Annotated in this window: 12 protein-coding genes; all 12 read right to left on the bottom strand. The window is 55.6% G+C overall.

The window, feature by feature from the left end; translation table 11 throughout:
- Window positions 1-401: 401 nt before the first annotated feature.
- Window positions 402-944 carry a D-glycero-beta-D-manno-heptose 1,7-bisphosphate 7-phosphatase gene (gmhB, locus tag ACB042_RS13675; protein ID WP_371178564.1) on the bottom strand — a complete coding sequence of 181 codons (543 nt, stop codon included), beginning with the start codon at window positions 942-944 and terminating at the stop codon, window positions 402-404.
- A 111-nt stretch (window positions 945-1,055) separates the two neighbouring features.
- Window positions 1,056-2,240 carry an elongation factor Tu gene (tuf, locus tag ACB042_RS13670; RefSeq protein WP_074042664.1) on the bottom strand — a complete coding sequence of 395 codons (1,185 nt, stop codon included), beginning with the start codon at window positions 2,238-2,240 and terminating at the stop codon, window positions 1,056-1,058.
- Between the two features lie 54 nt (window positions 2,241-2,294).
- Window positions 2,295-4,400, bottom strand: coding sequence for an elongation factor G (fusA, locus tag ACB042_RS13665; RefSeq protein WP_041210881.1), 2,106 nt, complete (start codon window positions 4,398-4,400; stop codon window positions 2,295-2,297).
- A gap of 75 nt (window positions 4,401-4,475) precedes the next feature.
- Window positions 4,476-4,946, bottom strand: coding sequence for a 30S ribosomal protein S7 (gene rpsG, locus ACB042_RS13660; protein ID WP_040067654.1), 471 nt, complete (start codon window positions 4,944-4,946; stop codon window positions 4,476-4,478).
- Window positions 4,947-5,039: 93 nt separating this feature from the next.
- Window positions 5,040-5,414 carry a 30S ribosomal protein S12 gene (gene rpsL / locus ACB042_RS13655; protein WP_005306278.1) on the bottom strand — a complete coding sequence of 125 codons (375 nt, stop codon included), beginning with the start codon at window positions 5,412-5,414 and terminating at the stop codon, window positions 5,040-5,042.
- Window positions 5,415-5,596: 182 nt separating this feature from the next.
- Window positions 5,597-5,875: a sulfurtransferase complex subunit TusB gene (gene tusB / locus ACB042_RS13650; protein WP_041210880.1), complete on the bottom strand. Its 279-nt coding sequence runs from the start codon at window positions 5,873-5,875 to the stop codon at window positions 5,597-5,599.
- Between the two features lie 7 nt (window positions 5,876-5,882).
- Window positions 5,883-6,242: a sulfurtransferase complex subunit TusC gene (gene tusC / locus ACB042_RS13645; RefSeq protein ID WP_371178563.1), complete on the bottom strand. Its 360-nt coding sequence runs from the start codon at window positions 6,240-6,242 to the stop codon at window positions 5,883-5,885.
- Between the two features lie 8 nt (window positions 6,243-6,250).
- Window positions 6,251-6,643: a sulfurtransferase complex subunit TusD gene (tusD, locus tag ACB042_RS13640; RefSeq protein WP_371178562.1), complete on the bottom strand. Its 393-nt coding sequence runs from the start codon at window positions 6,641-6,643 to the stop codon at window positions 6,251-6,253.
- 84 nt (window positions 6,644-6,727) lie between these two features.
- A complete protein-coding gene (locus ACB042_RS13635) occupies window positions 6,728-7,108 on the bottom strand; it encodes a RidA family protein (RefSeq protein WP_005339904.1) in 381 nt (126 codons plus the stop codon).
- A gap of 24 nt (window positions 7,109-7,132) precedes the next feature.
- Complete coding sequence (locus ACB042_RS13630; RefSeq protein ID WP_005339902.1) at window positions 7,133-7,849, bottom strand: transcriptional regulator; 717 nt, start codon at window positions 7,847-7,849, stop codon at window positions 7,133-7,135.
- A 194-nt stretch (window positions 7,850-8,043) separates the two neighbouring features.
- Window positions 8,044-12,348 (bottom strand): DNA-directed RNA polymerase subunit beta', encoded by a 4,305-nt coding sequence (gene rpoC / locus ACB042_RS13625; RefSeq protein WP_371178561.1) that lies wholly within the window; start codon window positions 12,346-12,348, stop codon window positions 8,044-8,046.
- Window positions 12,349-12,428: 80 nt separating this feature from the next.
- Window positions 12,429-16,457, bottom strand: coding sequence for a DNA-directed RNA polymerase subunit beta (gene rpoB / locus ACB042_RS13620; RefSeq protein ID WP_005341838.1), 4,029 nt, complete (start codon window positions 16,455-16,457; stop codon window positions 12,429-12,431).
- Window positions 16,458-16,510 lie beyond the last annotated feature (53 nt).

Below are 16,510 nucleotides of genomic sequence, written 5' to 3'. Positions count from 1 at the left end.
CTTCGAAAAGCGGCTCAATGAATTGCTGAAATAAACTGTTCGACTTCTTATTGCTAAGAAATCGTCTTGGTCACTTCACCAGACATTGAAAATCAAAAATTGTTTTTGATGTTCGATGCTGTGAGTGCCCACACAGATTGCTTGATTCAAATTGTTAAAGAGCGACGCAACAGTGTGTTGCTGCGGGAGTGGAATTCTACTCAACCGCTTTCTCGAGTCAAGCCTTATTTTCAAAGGCTTTTCGAGGTTATCGACAAGGTTGTTTGCGTTGCCGCTTGCCCTGTCGATGGAGGCGCATTATAGGGAGTGAATTCTTTCTGGCAAGCAGATAATTTCAAAAAGATGGCTTTCGCTGTTTGTTCGCTCACAAAGCCACCAATTGGCATATTAAACCGGCGAAATCAGCTCACCGCAGGTACCGCAACGGCAAAATCGTGCAGATTGTCATAGAGAGCGTCGGCCAGCGCACTACCCGTTTCGGTCACCGGCTTACCGGTTCTGACCATGATCTTGTGACCGACCCCGGCATTGACGGCAGCTTTCAGATCAGAGGGCTTGTCACCCACCATATAGGAACGACTCATGTCGATCCCCAGTTCCTGTTGCGCCAACAGCAGCATACCTGGCTCCGGTTTGCGGCAATCACAGGGGGCACCGTGATCCGGATGGTGCGGGCAGAAGTAGATACCATCAAGGTCCACATCGCGATCGGCCAGCGACCAATCCATCCACTCGGTCAGGTTCATGAAATCATCTTCGGTGAAATAACCGCGGGCAATCCCTGACTGGTTGGTCACTACAACCAGCAGATAGCCTTTCTTTTTGAGGAGCTGCAGGGCGTCTATGACTCCGGGCAGAAAATGGAAGTCATCGACCTGGCTGACATAACCTGTGTCTTCATTGATGACACCGTCACGATCCAGAAAAATGGCGGGTTTGCTCACGAAAACTACCTCTATCAATGGTTTTGCCCAGTATCTCACAGGGCAGATAAAGCCCAAAAACAAAAGGGGCGGCCGAAGCCACCCCTTTCATGTGTGCATTTAAAGTATCGATTAAGCGATAACTTTAGCTACAACACCAGCACCTACGGTACGGCCACCTTCACGGATAGCGAAACGCAGGCCGTCGTCCATCGCGATCGGCGCAATCAGGGTAACAACCATCTTGATGTTGTCGCCCGGCATTACCATCTCTACGCCTTCCGGCAGTTCGATGGTACCGGTCACGTCGGTAGTACGGAAGTAGAACTGCGGACGGTAGCCTTTGAAGAACGGGGTATGACGACCACCTTCTTCTTTGGACAGTACGTACACTTCAGATTCAAACTTGGTGTGCGGCTTGATGGTGCCCGGCTTGGCCAGTACCTGACCACGCTCTACGTCTTCACGCTTCACGCCACGCAGCAGTGCACCGATGTTCTCGCCTGCACGACCTTCGTCCAGCAGCTTACGGAACATTTCAACGCCGGTACAGGTGGTCTTGGTGGTATCTTTGATACCAACGATTTCCACTTCTTCACCAACTTTAACGATACCGCGCTCTACACGACCGGTTACTACGGTACCACGGCCAGCGATAGAGAATACGTCTTCGATAGGCATCAGGAACGGCTGGTCAATCGCACGCTCCGGCTCCGGAATGTAGCTGTCCAGGTGGCCAGCCAGTTCCAGGATCTTCTCTTCCCACTGAGCTTCGCCTTCCAGCGCTTTCAGTGCAGAACCACGGACTACCGGCAGGTCATCACCCGGGAAGTCGTACTCGGACAGCAGTTCGCGAACTTCCATCTCGACCAGTTCCAGCAGCTCTTCGTCATCTACCATGTCGCACTTGTTCATGAACACGATGATGTACGGAACGCCTACCTGACGACCCAGCAGGATGTGCTCACGAGTCTGCGGCATCGGGCCGTCAGTCGCTGCTACTACCAGGATCGCGCCGTCCATCTGGGCAGCACCGGTGATCATGTTTTTAACGTAGTCGGCGTGACCCGGGCAGTCTACGTGGGCGTAGTGACGGGTAGCGGTGTCGTATTCTACGTGGGAGGTGTTGATGGTGATACCACGCTCACGCTCTTCCGGTGCCTTGTCGATCTGGTCGAAGGCGAAAGCTTTACCACCGAAGTGCTTGGCCAGCACGTTGGTGATAGCTGCAGTCAGGGTGGTTTTACCGTGGTCAACGTGGCCGATGGTGCCGACGTTTACGTGCGGTTTATTACGCTCAAATTTTTCTTTAGACACGACGTAGTCCTTCTAGGTTAAACCCGCCTACCGTCGTAGGCGGGGAATCTTAAATTACTTGGATTTGCGCTCTTCGATCACGGCTTGTGCAACGTTGGTCGGTGCATCGTGATACTTGGCGAATTCCATGGCGTAGGAAGCACGACCTTGGGTAGCGGAACGCAGTGCAGTTGCATAACCGAACATCTCGGCCAACGGCACCATGGCGCGTACGATCTTGCCGGACGGGCCATCTTCCATACCTTCGATCAGGCCACGACGACGGTTCAGGTCACCGATAACGTCGCCCATGTAATCTTCCGGAGTTTCAACTTCTACTTTCATGATCGGTTCGAGCAGAACCGGAGTGGCCTTCATGAAGCCAGCCTTGAAGGCCATGGAAGCAGCGATCTTGAACGCCAGTTCGGAAGAGTCGACATCGTGGTAGGAACCGAAGTGCAGACGCACACCCAGGTCCATAACCGGATAGCCAGCCAGCGGACCAGCTTTGAGCTGTTCCTGGATGCCTTTGTCAACGCCCGGGATGAATTCGCCAGGAATGACACCGCCTTTGATGTCGTTGACGAACTCGTAGCCCTTGCCTTCTTCCAGCGGGTACATGTCGATCACAACGTGACCGTACTGACCGCGACCACCAGACTGCTTGGCATGTTTGCCTTCGATGTCTTTAACGGCGGTACGGATGGTTTCACGGTAGGCAACCTGCGGCTTACCTACGTTCGCTTCTACCTTGAACTCGCGACGCATACGGTCAACGATGATGTCCAGGTGCAGCTCACCCATACCGGCAATGATGGTCTGGCCAGACTCTTCGTCAGTCCATACGCGGAAGGACGGGTCTTCCTGAGCCAGACGGCCCAGAGCCAGACCCATCTTCTCTTGGTCAGCCTTGGTTTTCGGCTCAACCGCGATGGAGATTACCGGCTCCGGGAATTCCATACGCTCGAGGATGATCGGCGCTTTTTCGTCACACAGAGTGTCACCAGTGGTCACATCTTTCAGACCGATGGCAGCAGCGATGTCACCTGCACGAACTTCTTTGATCTCTTCACGCTTGTTGGCGTGCATCTGAACGATACGGCCGAAACGCTCGCGCTTGTCCTTGACGGAGTTCAGCACGGAGTCACCGGAGTTAACAACACCGGAGTAGACGCGGAAGAAGGTCAGGTTACCAACGAACGGGTCAGTGGCAATCTTGAACGCCAGAGCAGAGAACGGCTCGTCATCAGAAGCATGACGCTCGTCTTTGGTCTCGCCATCCATCTTCAGGCCGTCGATAGCAGCTACATCGGTCGGAGCAGGCAGGTACTCAACAACCGCATCCAGCATTGCCTGTACGCCCTTGTTCTTGAACGCGGAGCCACAAGTTACCAGGATGATTTCGTTGTTCAGCACGCGCTGACGCAGAGCTTGCTTGATCTCTTCCTCGGTCAGCTCTTCGCCGCCCAGGTATTTTTCCATCAGGTCTTCAGACGCTTCAGCAGCGGCTTCAACCAGATTCATGCGCATTTCTTGCGCCTGTTCCAGCAGCTCGGCCGGCACATCTTCGTAGTCGAAAGATACGCCCTGATCAGCTTCGCTCCAGTTGATGGCCTTCATCTTGACCAAGTCAACTACGCCTTTGAAGTTCTCTTCAGAGCCGATGTTCAGCTGCAGAGGAACCGGATTGCCCTTCAGGCGAGTGCGGATGTGCTCAACGCAACGCAGGAAGTTAGCACCGGTACGGTCCATCTTGTTGACGAACGCGATACGGGGAACCTTGTACTTGTTAGCCTGACGCCATACGGTCTCAGACTGTGGCTGTACGCCACCTACGGCACAGTACACCATTACGGCACCGTCCAGAACACGCATTGAACGCTCTACTTCGATAGTAAAGTCAACGTGGCCCGGGGTATCGATGATGTTGATACGGTGCGGTTGGAACTGTTTACCCATACCGGACCAGAAAGCGGTGGTCGCGGCGGAGGTGATGGTGATACCACGCTCTTGTTCCTGTTCCATCCAGTCCATGGTGGCAGCGCCATCGTGAACTTCACCGATCTTGTGACTTACACCGGTGTAAAACAGTACGCGCTCGGTAGTAGTAGTCTTACCGGCGTCAATGTGAGCGGAGATACCGATATTACGATAACGCTCAATGGGGGTTGTACGAGCCATTGTCATCCTCTTACTAAGGCGCTTGTCCCTAGATAATTAAAGGTGCGCAGAGCCCAAAGACCCTGCGCAAGCGGATTACCAGCGGAAGTGAGCGAAAGCCTTGTTCGCTTCAGCCATACGGTGAACGTCTTCACGTTTCTTGACAGACGAACCCTTGTTCTCAGCGGCATCCAGCAGCTCGCCAGCCAGACGCTGAGCCATTGATTTTTCACCACGTTTACGAGCGGCATCAACCAACCAGCGCATTGCCAGAGCATTGCGACGTACCGGACGAACTTCTACCGGCACCTGATAGGTTGCACCACCGACGCGACGAGATTTAACCTCGACCGCCGGACGAATGTTATCCAGAGCTTCTTCGAATACGGCCAGGTGCTCTTTGCCAGATTTGGTGGCAATGATGTCCAGGGCGCCATAAACAATGGCTTCTGCAACAGATTTCTTACCGTCAACCATTACTACGTTGACAAATTTAGCCAGCAGCTCTGATCCGAACTTGGGATCTGGCAGGATTTTACGCTGACCAACAACACGACGTCTTGGCATTTCAAATTCTCCGTAACTTCAGGGATTACCCAAAACTAGAAAGCTATCTAACTAGAAACGAATTAACGTTTGGCCTTACTTAACGGAGAACCATTAAGCTTTAGGACGCTTCACGCCATACTTGGAGCGAGCCTGCTTACGGTCTTTAACACCGGCACAGTCCAACGCACCACGAACGGTGTGATAACGAACACCTGGCAAGTCTTTTACACGACCGCCACGGATCAGAACAACAGAGTGCTCTTGCAGGTTGTGACCTTCACCACCGATGTAGGAGGTGACTTCGAAGCCGTTGGTCAGACGTACACGGCACACTTTACGCAGTGCAGAGTTAGGCTTCTTCGGGGTGGTGGTATATACACGAGTGCATACGCCACGCTTCTGAGGGCACGCTTCCAGCGCCGGCACGTTGCTTTTCACAACGAGCTTGATGCGTGGCTTGCGAACCAACTGGTTAATAGTTGCCATCAAAAGGCTCCTGATAATGACTTCATAAACGTGTGGAAAATCCTCCCCGCATATACGGGGACGCGAAATTTTATGCCCTGTTGTCTGGGGAGTCAAGATTTATACAGTTTGTGGCATAGAAGGGCAAATCGGATCCGCATGGATTTTCCATAATTCGTTGAATTAACGTAAAAATATGGAAATCAGCCAGCCCAGGTTCTGGGGGAGCCTTTTTGTGCAATCAGCTCGACCAGACCGGCCATATCCAGCAAATCGCCCACTTGATGACGCAAACCACGCGCCTGCAGATCCTCGGTCATGACGTGTAGCGGGATCCCGGCCAGCTGTTCGCACCACTGGGGCGCACAGGCCGCAATGACGGCATCCTGCATCAACACCAGTTCATCGCCAGATTGCAGGTATGAGAGCGCCTGAGCCAGTGCCTGGCTCTGGAAAGGGGAATTCAAGATCAGATGCAACATGGGGACCTCAGAAGCTGATGTGCGTCGCGCATTGTGACCACTGGTTGGCCATCTCTGCCCGCGACAGTATTTCAACCGGGATCAGCAGATCCTCGACCGTCACACCGCGCTCGGCCAGCGAGTCGGCACAGACGTACACCTCCTCGATGTCATAGAGCTCGAGCATCTTGAAGGTTGGCGCATAGTGGCGCTGCAAGATGGCCTGTGGCTGCTGTTCTTTAAGCAGTTGCAGCACGCCGTCACCAATTAGGAAGAGTGCCAGCTCGTCGGTCATGGCCGAGGTGGCCAGCAGGGCATCCAGCCCCTCCCGGCCGGCAGCGTGGCCATGGGGGCCACGACCGCAGATAAATGCGATTTTCTTACTCATGACTCCCCCTAGAACTGAACCAGCCGATCGGCGGTGAGCGCAGCCTCGGCCAACTGGCCCAGACCGCTCAGACAAAATGGCGCTTGCAGATTGAAGTGCACCAGCCCCGCCCCCTTGGCCTCCTGTTCATCGAGCACACCGCGCCGCATGGCGGCGGCGACGCAGACGTCGATACGGATCCCCTGCTCTTCTGCCAGCTCTCGCCACATACGCACCAGGTCAGTCTCATCGGATGCAGGCAGATGCAGACCGTTGCCGTTGCAGACCCCGTCCTGATAGAAGAACAGGTGGGACAAGGTATGCCCCTGCGCCAACAGGGTGCGGGCAAAACGATAGGCTGTGCTGGCCGATTGGGTGCCATAGGCAGGCCCCGTGACCAGGATGGCAAAACTCAGACTCATAGCAGGACTCCTGTGCTGACCCGGTCCATTTTACGCCAAAAACAAAAAAGCCCCTGCCAGGAGGGGCTTGATTCAATCTGTTGATCAGAGATGGGCAATCGCCTCGACCTCGACCAGCACATCTTTCGGCAGACGGGCCACCTCCACGCAGGAGCGGGCTGGCGCCGCATCGCCAAAGTAGCGGGCATAGACCTGGTTGAAGGCAACGAAGTTGTTCATGTCGCTCAGGAAGCAGGTGGTTTTGACCACTTTGCTGGCATCGGCACCGGCAGCGTGCAACACGGCAACCAGGTTCTTCATCACCCGTTCGGCCTGCTCTTCGATGCCGCCAGCCACGATTTCCATGGTGGCAGGATCGAGCGGGATTTGCCCGGAGGTGAAGATCATCTCGCCAACCTTGGTAGCCTGAACATACGGACCAATCGCGGCAGGCGCCTTGTCGGTTGCAATCACTTCTTTAGCCATTCATCTATCCCCTTCTGGAATGAGTTACTCGTTCTCGTCTTCACCCTGCTTGCGCTGTCGGATGTAAAGATAAACGGTATGTTTTGAAATATTGAGTTTGTCCGCCACCAGATTGATCGAATCCTTGATGTCGAAAATGCCCTTCTCGAACAGCTGGGTCACGATGAAGCGGTTCTTGGCATTGTTGGCCACGGTGGGATCGCGATTGATCTCGTCGATGGTGTTATCCACCGTCTGGGCAACCAGCTCTTCGACACTGTTGGCGAAGGTCTCTGGTGACTGACGCGCCGCCTGCTGGGGCGTTGGGAAAAATTCGGCCACGAACTCGTGGAAAGGCGCATTGATGTGCAGGTTGATGCAGATAAGCCCCACAACTTGCCGCTCGCTGTTGCGAATGGCGATGGTGCTCGACTTCATCAGCGCGCCGGTACGGCTGCGAGCGAAATAGCTCTGGGTGTAATCCTGGCCGGTGCTCTCGATATCCTTGAGCATGCGCAGGGCGAGATCGGTGATGGGCGCCCCGAGGGTGCGTCCGGTATTGAAGCCGTTAGCGATCTTGATCACCGACTCGTGCAGATTTTCCAAGGAGTGGAGTACCACTTCACAATGCTTGCCGAACAGCTCGGCCAAGCCATCGATGAGCCCATCGTATGAGCGCAACAATTCCCTGTCTTCATCTGTAAAAGTGCGGCTGATCAGCTGTTCTTCGGGAAGCATGGCTTCCTCGATACCGACAGTCATGTTCTACCCCTGTAATAACCATTCAACTTTCCCGAGTTTTAAATTGCAGGGGAGTAAAGTCAACTTTTTTTGATTTTTTACTCTACAACTTTGCTCTGGATCATCCTGAAACCCGCGCTGCGTCTACCTTTGCCGAGGAATTGGCCAACAAAAAGGGCTCCTTGAAGGAGCCCTTTTTAATCACGGATGACGAGTTACTCTTCGTCGAAGCTACCGGCTGCGTTCAGCAGATCCGCCAGGTTCTGTTGAGCCTCATCAGCGGTCACCTGCGGGGTACCAACAGCACGAGCTGCGGCAGCACGCTGGTTGATCCGGCTATGGTGGTAGGCAAAGCCGGTACCAGCCGGGATCAGACGACCCACGATGACGTTCTCTTTCAGACCACGCAGTTCATCACGCTTGCCACCTACGGCGGCTTCGGTCAGAACGCGAGTGGTTTCCTGGAAGGAAGCCGCGGAGATGAAGGACTCGGTGCTCAGAGATGCCTTGGTAATACCCATCAGTACATGACGGTAGGTCGCAGGGGTCTTGCCCTCGGCAACCAGCTTACGGTTGGCAATCTTCACACGAGCCACTTCAACCTGTTCGCCTTCGATCAGATCGGTATCGCCAGCGCTCAGGATCTCGCACTTGCGCAGCATCTGACGAACGATGACTTCGATGTGCTTGTCGTTGATCTTAACGCCTTGCAGACGGTAAACGTCTTGCACTTCGTTGGCGATGTAGTTGGCGACCGGGCTGATACCGCGCAGACGCAGGATGTCGTGAGCAGACTCAGGACCGTCCGCCAGCACTTCACCCTTCTCAACTTTTTCACCTTCGAACACGTTCAGGTTACGCCACTTCGGAATCATCTCTTCGTAGACGTTGCCACCATCGGTCGGGGTGATGACCAGACGGCGTTTGCCCTTGGTCTCTTTCCCGAAGGAGATGGTACCGGAGATCTCGGCCAGAATTGCCGGTTCCTTCGGTTGACGTGCTTCGAACAGATCCGCAACGCGCGGCAGACCACCGGTGATGTCCTTGGTACCGCCGGACTCTTGCGGGATACGCGCTACCGCGTCACCCACGCCCACGTTGGCACCATCTTCCAGGTTCACGATCGCCTTGCCCGGCAGGAAGTACTGGGCGGCTACATCGGTACCCGGGATCATCACGTCTTTGCCGTTCAGGTCGACCAGTTTAACGGTCGGACGCATTTCTTTACCGGCGCTCGGACGCTCGTTGACGTCCAGAACAACGATAGAAGAGAGACCGGTCAGCTCGTCGGTCTGACGAGTGATGGTCACACCATCGATCATGTGTTCGAACTGCAGACGACCTGCCACTTCGGTGATGATCGGGTGGGTGTGCGGATCCCAGTTGGCAACAGTCTCGCCAGCACTCACGGCCTGGCCGTCCTTCACTTCCAGCACGGAACCGTAAGGCAGCTTGTGGCTTTCCTTGGTACGGCCCATGTCGTCCATGATGGTCAGTTCGGTAGAACGTGAGGTGATAACCAGTTTGTCATCGCTGTTGTGAACGAACTTGGCGTTCTGCAGCTTGATGGTACCGGTGTTCTTGACCTGGATGCTGCTTTCAGCAGCGGCACGAGATGCAGCACCACCGATGTGGAAAGTACGCATCGTCAGCTGGGTACCCGGTTCACCGATGGACTGGGCGGCGATAACACCGACAGCCTCACCCTTGTTAACCAGGTGACCACGGGCCAGATCACGGCCGTAGCAGTGAGCACAGTTACCGAAGTCGGTTTCACAGGTGATGGCAGAACGTACCTTCACACGGTCAACGGAGTTACGCTCCAGCAGGTCACACAGCTGCTCATCGAGCAGGGTGTTGCGAGCAACCAGGATCTCGTCCTCGGTACCCGGCTTGATGACATCTTCTGCCACCACACGACCCAGCACGCGCTCACGCAGCGGCTCGACCACGTCGCCACCCTCGATCAGCGGAGTCATCCACAGACCGTCGGTAGTGCCGCAATCGTCCTCGGTGATCACCATGTCCTGCGCCACGTCTACCAGACGACGAGTCAGGTAACCGGAGTTCGCAGTCTTCAGTGCAGTATCCGCCAGACCCTTACGAGCACCGTGGGTAGAGATAAAGTACTGCAGTACGTTCAGACCTTCGCGGAAGTTCGCGATGATCGGAGTCTCGATGATGGAGCCATCCGGCTTGGCCATCAGGCCACGCATACCGGCCAGCTGACGGATCTGGGCGGCGGAACCCCGCGCACCAGAGTCGGCCATCATAAAGATGCTGTTGAACGAGGCCTGCTCTTCTTCTTCACCCAGCGAGTTGACGTTACGCTCTTTGGACAAGTTCTCCATCATGGCCTTGGAGACGCGCTCGTTGGCGCTGGCCCAGATATCGATAACCTTGTTGTAACGTTCGCCCGCAGTTACCAGACCGGACAGGAACTGGTCCTGGATCTCGGCAACTTCGGCTTCGGCAGACGCGATGATGTCTTTCTTGGCATCCGGGATGACCATGTCATCGATACCAACGGAAGCACCGGACAGCGCCGCGTAGTGGAAACCGGTATACATCAGCTGGTCAGCGAAGATAACGGTGTCCTTCAGCCCCTGCTTGCGATAGCAGGTGTTCAGCAGACGGGAGATGAGCTTTTTGCCCAGCGCCTTGTTGGATACGCATTTGATCCAGTTCTGCGGATTGGCTTCCAGATCGGCCTGCTCGGCAGCAGTCAGCACCTTCGGCTCGTCGATCAGGGCGTATTCCATACCTTTCGGCAGGATCAGGCTCAGGATCGCACGACCAACGGTGGTGTTCTTCATCTCGGTCTTGGCAACCAGCTCACCGGCTTCGTTCTTCACGTACTCGGTGATGCGGCACTTGACGCGAGCATGCAGGTCGGCCAGACCAGCACGGTACACTTTCTCGGCCTCTTTCGGGCCGGACAGCACCATACCTTCACCCTTCGCATTGATGCGGGCGCGGGTCATGTAGTACAGACCCAAGACCACGTCCTGAGAAGGAACGATGATCGGCTCACCGGATGCAGGCGACAGGATGTTGTTGGTAGACATCATCAGCGCACGCGCTTCCAGCTGGGCTTCCAGGGTCAGCGGTACGTGAACAGCCATCTGGTCACCGTCGAAGTCCGCGTTATACGCAGCACAAACGAGCGGGTGCAGCTGGATTGCCTTGCCTTCGACCAGAGTCGGTTCGAATGCCTGGATACCCAGACGGTGCAGAGTCGGTGCACGGTTCAGCAGAACCGGGTGTTCGCGGATAACTTCGTCCAGGATATCCCAAACGACAGCTTCTTCGCGCTCCACCATCTTCTTGGCGGCCTTGATAGTGGTCGCCAGACCGCGGGTTTCCAGCTTGCCATAGATGAACGGCTTGAACAGTTCCAGCGCCATCTTCTTCGGCAGACCGCACTGATGCAGACGCAGAGTCGGGCCTACGGTGATAACGGAACGACCGGAGTAGTCGACACGCTTACCGAGCAGGTTCTGACGGAAACGACCCTGCTTACCCTTGATCATGTCGGCCAGGGATTTCAGCGGGCGCTTGTTGGAACCGGTGATGGCACGACCGCGACGGCCGTTATCCAGCAGCGCATCGACGGACTCTTGCAACATGCGCTTTTCGTTGCGCACGATGATGTCCGGAGCAGCCAGATCCAGCAGACGCTTCAAGCGGTTGTTACGGTTGATCACGCGACGGTACAGATCGTTCAGATCGGAAGTCGCGAAACGGCCGCCGTCCAGCGGTACCAGCGGACGCAGGTCCGGCGGCAGCACAGGCAGCACTGTCATGATCATCCACTCCGGCTTGTTGCCGGACTGCAGGAAAGCTTCCATCAGCTTCAGACGCTTGGTGGTCTTCTTGCGCTTGGTCTCGGAGTTGGTCTGATCCAGCTCCTCACGCATCGCTTTGACTTCACCTTCCAGATCGATGGCGCGCAGCAATGCCAGGATTGCTTCGGCACCCATCTTGGCGTCAAATTCGTCGCCCCACTCTTCCAGCGCATCCAGGTACTGCTCTTCAGAGAGCATCTGGCTGCGTTCGAGGTTGGTCATGCCCGGCTCGATAACTACGAAAGATTCGAAGTAGAGCACGCGTTCGATGTCGCGCAGGGTCATGTCCAGCAGCAGACCGATACGGGACGGCAGGGACTTCAGGAACCAGATGTGGGCAGTCGGGCTGGCCAGCTCGATGTGGCCCATACGCTCACGACGGACCTTGGTCTGGGTCACTTCAACGCCGCACTTCTCACAGATCACACCACGGTGTTTCAGGCGCTTGTACTTGCCGCACAGACACTCGTAGTCCTTCACCGGTCCGAAGATACGGGCGCAGAACAGACCATCACGCTCCGGCTTGAAAGTCCGGTAGTTGATGGTCTCAGGCTTTTTGACCTCACCGAATGACCAGGAGCGGATCATGTCAGGAGAGGCCAGACCGATCTTGATACTGTCAAACTCTTCGGTCTTGGTCTGAGCCTTCAAAAACTTGAGTAAGTCTTTCACGTGTTTCCCCTGTCAGGAGTCTAACCTCGGCGCCCCTCTCGGGGCGCCCACGTCAATTCTCGAACAATAAGAGCGAGCTCTTACTCTTCGTCCAGCTCGATGTTGATACCCAGAGAGCGGATTTCCTTCAGCAATACGTTGAAGGATTCGGGCATGCCCGGCTCCATACGGTGGTCGCCATCCACGATGTTCTTGTACATCTTGGTACGGCCATTCACATCGTCAGACTTGACGGTCAGCATCTCCTGCAGGGTATATGCTGCACCGTAAGCCTCCAGGGCCCACACTTCCATCTCACCGAAACGCTGACCACCGAACTGAGCCTTACCACCCAGCGGCTGCTGGGTAACCAGGCTGTAAGAACCGGTAGAACGCGCGTGCATCTTGTCGTCGACCAGGTGGTTCAGCTTGAGCATGTACATGTAACCAACGGTTACTTTACGCTCGAAGCGGTTACCGGTACGGCCGTCGAACAGATCAATCTGACCGGACTCCGGCAGATCGGCCAGCTTCAGCAGGGCTTTGATTTCGCGCTCTTTGGCACCATCAAAGACCGGAGTAGCAACCGGCAGACCCTTACGCAGGTTACCCACCAGGGTACGTACGTCGTCGTCAGACAGTTCGGCGATGTTCACTTGCTGGGTGTCCTTCTCGCCCAGGTCGTAGACCTGCTGCAGGAAGTTGCGCATCTCGTGCAGCTCGCGCTGCTCTTTGACCATGCGATCGATCTTCTCGCCGATACCCTTGGCGGCGAGGCCCAGGTGCACTTCGAGGATCTGACCGATGTTCATACGAGACGGTACGCCCAACGGGTTCAGTACGATGTCGACCGGACGGCCGAACTCGTCATGAGGCATATCCTCGACCGGACAGATCTTGGAGATAACACCCTTGTTACCGTGACGGCCCGCCATCTTGTCACCCGGCTGGATGCGACGCTTGACTGCCAGATAAACCTTGACGATTTTCAGTACGCCCGGCGCCAGATCATCACCCTGGATAATCTTGCGACGCTTGTTCTCGAACTTCTTGTCGAACTCGGCTTTCAGCTCAACGTGCTGTTCAGCGATCTGCTCCAGTTCGGTCTGCTTGGCTTCATCTTCGATGGCCAGTTCAAACCACTTGGAACGCTCCAGCTTGTTCAGACGATCTTCGCTGTAACCGGCGGCCAGCAGCAGGTTGCGGGAGCGGCCGAAAATGCCGTCTTCCAGGATCTTGAACTCTTCGGTCAAGTCCTTCTTCGCTTCCTTCAGCTGCATCTCTTCGATTTCTTTGGCGCGCTTGTCTTTTTCCACGCCATCGCGGGTAAAGACTTGCACGTCAACCACGGTACCGTACACACCGTTCGGTACACGCAGGGAGGAGTCCTTCACGTCGGACGCCTTCTCACCGAAGATGGCGCGCAGCAGCTTCTCTTCCGGAGTCAGCTGGGTTTCACCTTTCGGCGTTACCTTACCAACCAGAATGTCGCCGCCCTTCACTTCGGCACCCACGTAGACGATACCGGACTCGTCCAGCTTGGACAGAGCGGCTTCACCCACGTTCGGGATGTCAGCAGTGATCTCTTCCGGACCCAGCTTGGTGTCACGGGAGATACAGGCCAGTTCCTGGATATGGATGGTGGTCAGGCGATCTTCCTGAACAACACGCTCGTTCACCAGGATCGAGTCTTCGAAGTTGTAACCGTTCCACGGCATGAACGCGACGCGCATGTTCTGACCCAGAGCCAGTTCACCCAGATCGGTGGACGGGCCGTCAGCCAGTACGTCGCCTGCCATGACCGGCTCACCCAACATCACGCAAGGACGCTGGTTGATACAGGTGTTCTGGTTGGAACGGGTGTATTTGGTCAGGTTGTAGATGTCGATACCGGCTTCGCCTGGCATCAGCTCATCTTCATTTACCTTGATAACGATACGGGAGGCATCGACGTAGTCGATCATGCCGCCACGCTTGGCAACTACGGTTACACCGGAGTCAACGGCCACAGCGCGTTCCATACCGGTACCTACCAGCGGCTTGTCAGCACGCAGGGTCGGTACAGCCTGACGTTGCATGTTTGAACCCATCAATGCGCGGTTCGCGTCATCGTGTTCCAGGAACGGGATCAGGGCCGCTGCCACAGATACGATCTGCTGCGGGCTCACGTCCATATACTGGATCTGGTCGGCGTTCATAAAGGTGGATTCACCTTTGTGACGGCACGGGATCAATTCATCTTTCAGACGGCCATCTTCGGTGGTCGCGGCGTTAGCCTGTGCGATCACGTACTTGCCTTCTTCAATAGCAGACAGGTAGTCCACTTCGTCGGTGATCACACCGTCAATGACCTTGCGGTACGGAGTCTCGAGGAAACCGTACTCGTTGGTACGAGAGTACACGGACAGGGAGTTGATCAGACCGATGTTCGGACCTTCAGGAGTCTCGATCGGGCACAGACGACCATAGTGGGTCGGGTGTACGTCTCGGACTTCAAAGCCGGCACGCTCACGAGTCAAACCGCCCGGGCCCAGCGCAGAGATACGGCGCTTGTGGGTTACTTCGGACAGCGGGTTGTTCTGGTCCATAAACTGGGACAGCTGGCTGGAACCAAAGAACTCTTTGACTGCGGCGGAGATCGGCTTGGCGTTGATCAGATCCTGCGGCATCAGGGTGTCCAGGTCGCCCAGGGAGAGACGCTCCTTGACCGCACGCTCGACACGCACCAGACCGACACGGAACTGGTTTTCAGCCATTTCACCGACAGAACGGATACGACGGTTACCCAAGTGGTCGATATCGTCTACTTCGTCGTTACCGTTACGGATGTCGATCAGGCGCTTCATCACATCGACGATATCGTCTTTGGTCAGTACGCCCGCGCCAGTCTCGTCTTCACGACCCAGACGGCGGTTGAACTTCATCCGACCTACGGTAGACAGGTCGTAACGTTCGGCTGAGAAGAACAGGTTTTCGAACAGCTGCTCTGCTGCTTCACGTGTCGGCGGCTCGCCCGGACGCATCATGCGGTAGATTTCTACCAGCGCTTCCAGACGGTTGGTGCTGGAATCGACGCGCAGGGTCTCGGACATGTAGGCACCGTGGTCCAGTTCGTTGGTGAACAGAACCTCGAAATGCTTGAAGCCGGCCTGGGACAGGTTGGCAATCGCTTCCAGACTCAGAGCCTGGTTGGCTGCCACTACCAGTTCGCCAGTTTGCGGATGTGCGTAGTCCTTGGCAGCAACTTTGCCAACAACGTACTCAACCGGTACCTCAATCTGGGTAACGGCATCTTTTTCCAGCTGACGGATGTGACGGGCAGTCACACGACGACCGGTTTCAACAACCACGGCACCATTGGCCACGATGTCGAAGGTCGCAGTTTCGCCACGCAGGCGCTCCGGCACCAGATCCATCATCAACTTGCCATCTTTGACCTCGAAACCGATGGTTTCGAAGAAGGTGGCCAGGATCTCTTCGGAAGTGAAGTCCAGGGCGCGCAGAATGATGGATGCCGGCAGTTTGCGACGACGGTCGATACGGACAAACAGGTTGTCTTTCGCATCGAACTCGAAGTCCAGCCAGGAGCCACGGTAGGGGATAACGCGAGCGTTATACAGCACCTTACCGGATGAATGTGTTTTGCCTTTATCGTGGTCGAAGAAGACGCCCGGGCTGCGGTGCAGCTGGGAAACGATAACCCGCTCGGTACCATTGATAACAAAGGTGCCGTTCTCGGTCATGAGCGGAATTTCGCCCATGTATACTTCTTGTTCCTTGATGTCTTTGACGGTGCCGGCAGCTGCTTCACGGTCGTACAGAACCATACGAAGCTTGACACGCAGCGGCGCGGAGTAGGTCACTCCACGGATCTGGCATTCTTTTACGTCAAATACCGGCTCACCCAGGCGATAGCTGACATACTGAAGCTCAGCACTACCGGAGTAACTGGTGATCGGGAAAACGCTACGGAAAGCGGCCTCTAGGCCATATTCACCTTCCGGGTCAGCCTCGATGAACTGCTTGAAGGAGTCCAGCTGAATGGACAACAGATAAGGCGTGTCCAGTACCTGGTCTCGCTTACCGAAGTCCTTACGAATGCGTTTTTTTTCGGTATAAGAGTAAACCATAGGGTTCCTCAGCTCGCTGATAAGTGACCCACTCTGTCCCGCGGGACAGCTCT

The organism is Aeromonas sp. S13(2024), from assembly GCF_041402405.1.
Lineage (GTDB): Bacteria > Pseudomonadota > Gammaproteobacteria > Enterobacterales > Aeromonadaceae > Aeromonas > Aeromonas veronii.
Note: the sequence above shows the minus strand (reverse complement) of the source record. Positions and strands in the feature narration are given on the sequence as shown.

Coding starts and splice junctions, on each gene's coding strand:
- tusB (WP_041210880.1), bottom strand. CDS start 5,875: ATGTTGCATCTGATCTTGAATTCCCCTTTCCAGAGCCAGGCACTGGCT.
- rpsG (WP_040067654.1), bottom strand. CDS start 4,946: ATGCCAAGACGTCGTGTTGTTGGTCAGCGTAAAATCCTGCCAGATCCC.
- ACB042_RS13635 (WP_005339904.1), bottom strand. CDS start 7,108: ATGGCTAAAGAAGTGATTGCAACCGACAAGGCGCCTGCCGCGATTGGT.
- ACB042_RS13630 (WP_005339902.1), bottom strand. CDS start 7,849: ATGACTGTCGGTATCGAGGAAGCCATGCTTCCCGAAGAACAGCTGATC.
- rpoB (WP_005341838.1), bottom strand. CDS start 16,457: ATGGTTTACTCTTATACCGAAAAAAAACGCATTCGTAAGGACTTCGGT.
- tusD (WP_371178562.1), bottom strand. CDS start 6,643: ATGAGTCTGAGTTTTGCCATCCTGGTCACGGGGCCTGCCTATGGCACC.
- tusC (WP_371178563.1), bottom strand. CDS start 6,242: ATGAGTAAGAAAATCGCATTTATCTGCGGTCGTGGCCCCCATGGCCAC.
- fusA (WP_041210881.1), bottom strand. CDS start 4,400: ATGGCTCGTACAACCCCCATTGAGCGTTATCGTAATATCGGTATCTCC.
- rpsL (WP_005306278.1), bottom strand. CDS start 5,414: ATGGCAACTATTAACCAGTTGGTTCGCAAGCCACGCATCAAGCTCGTT.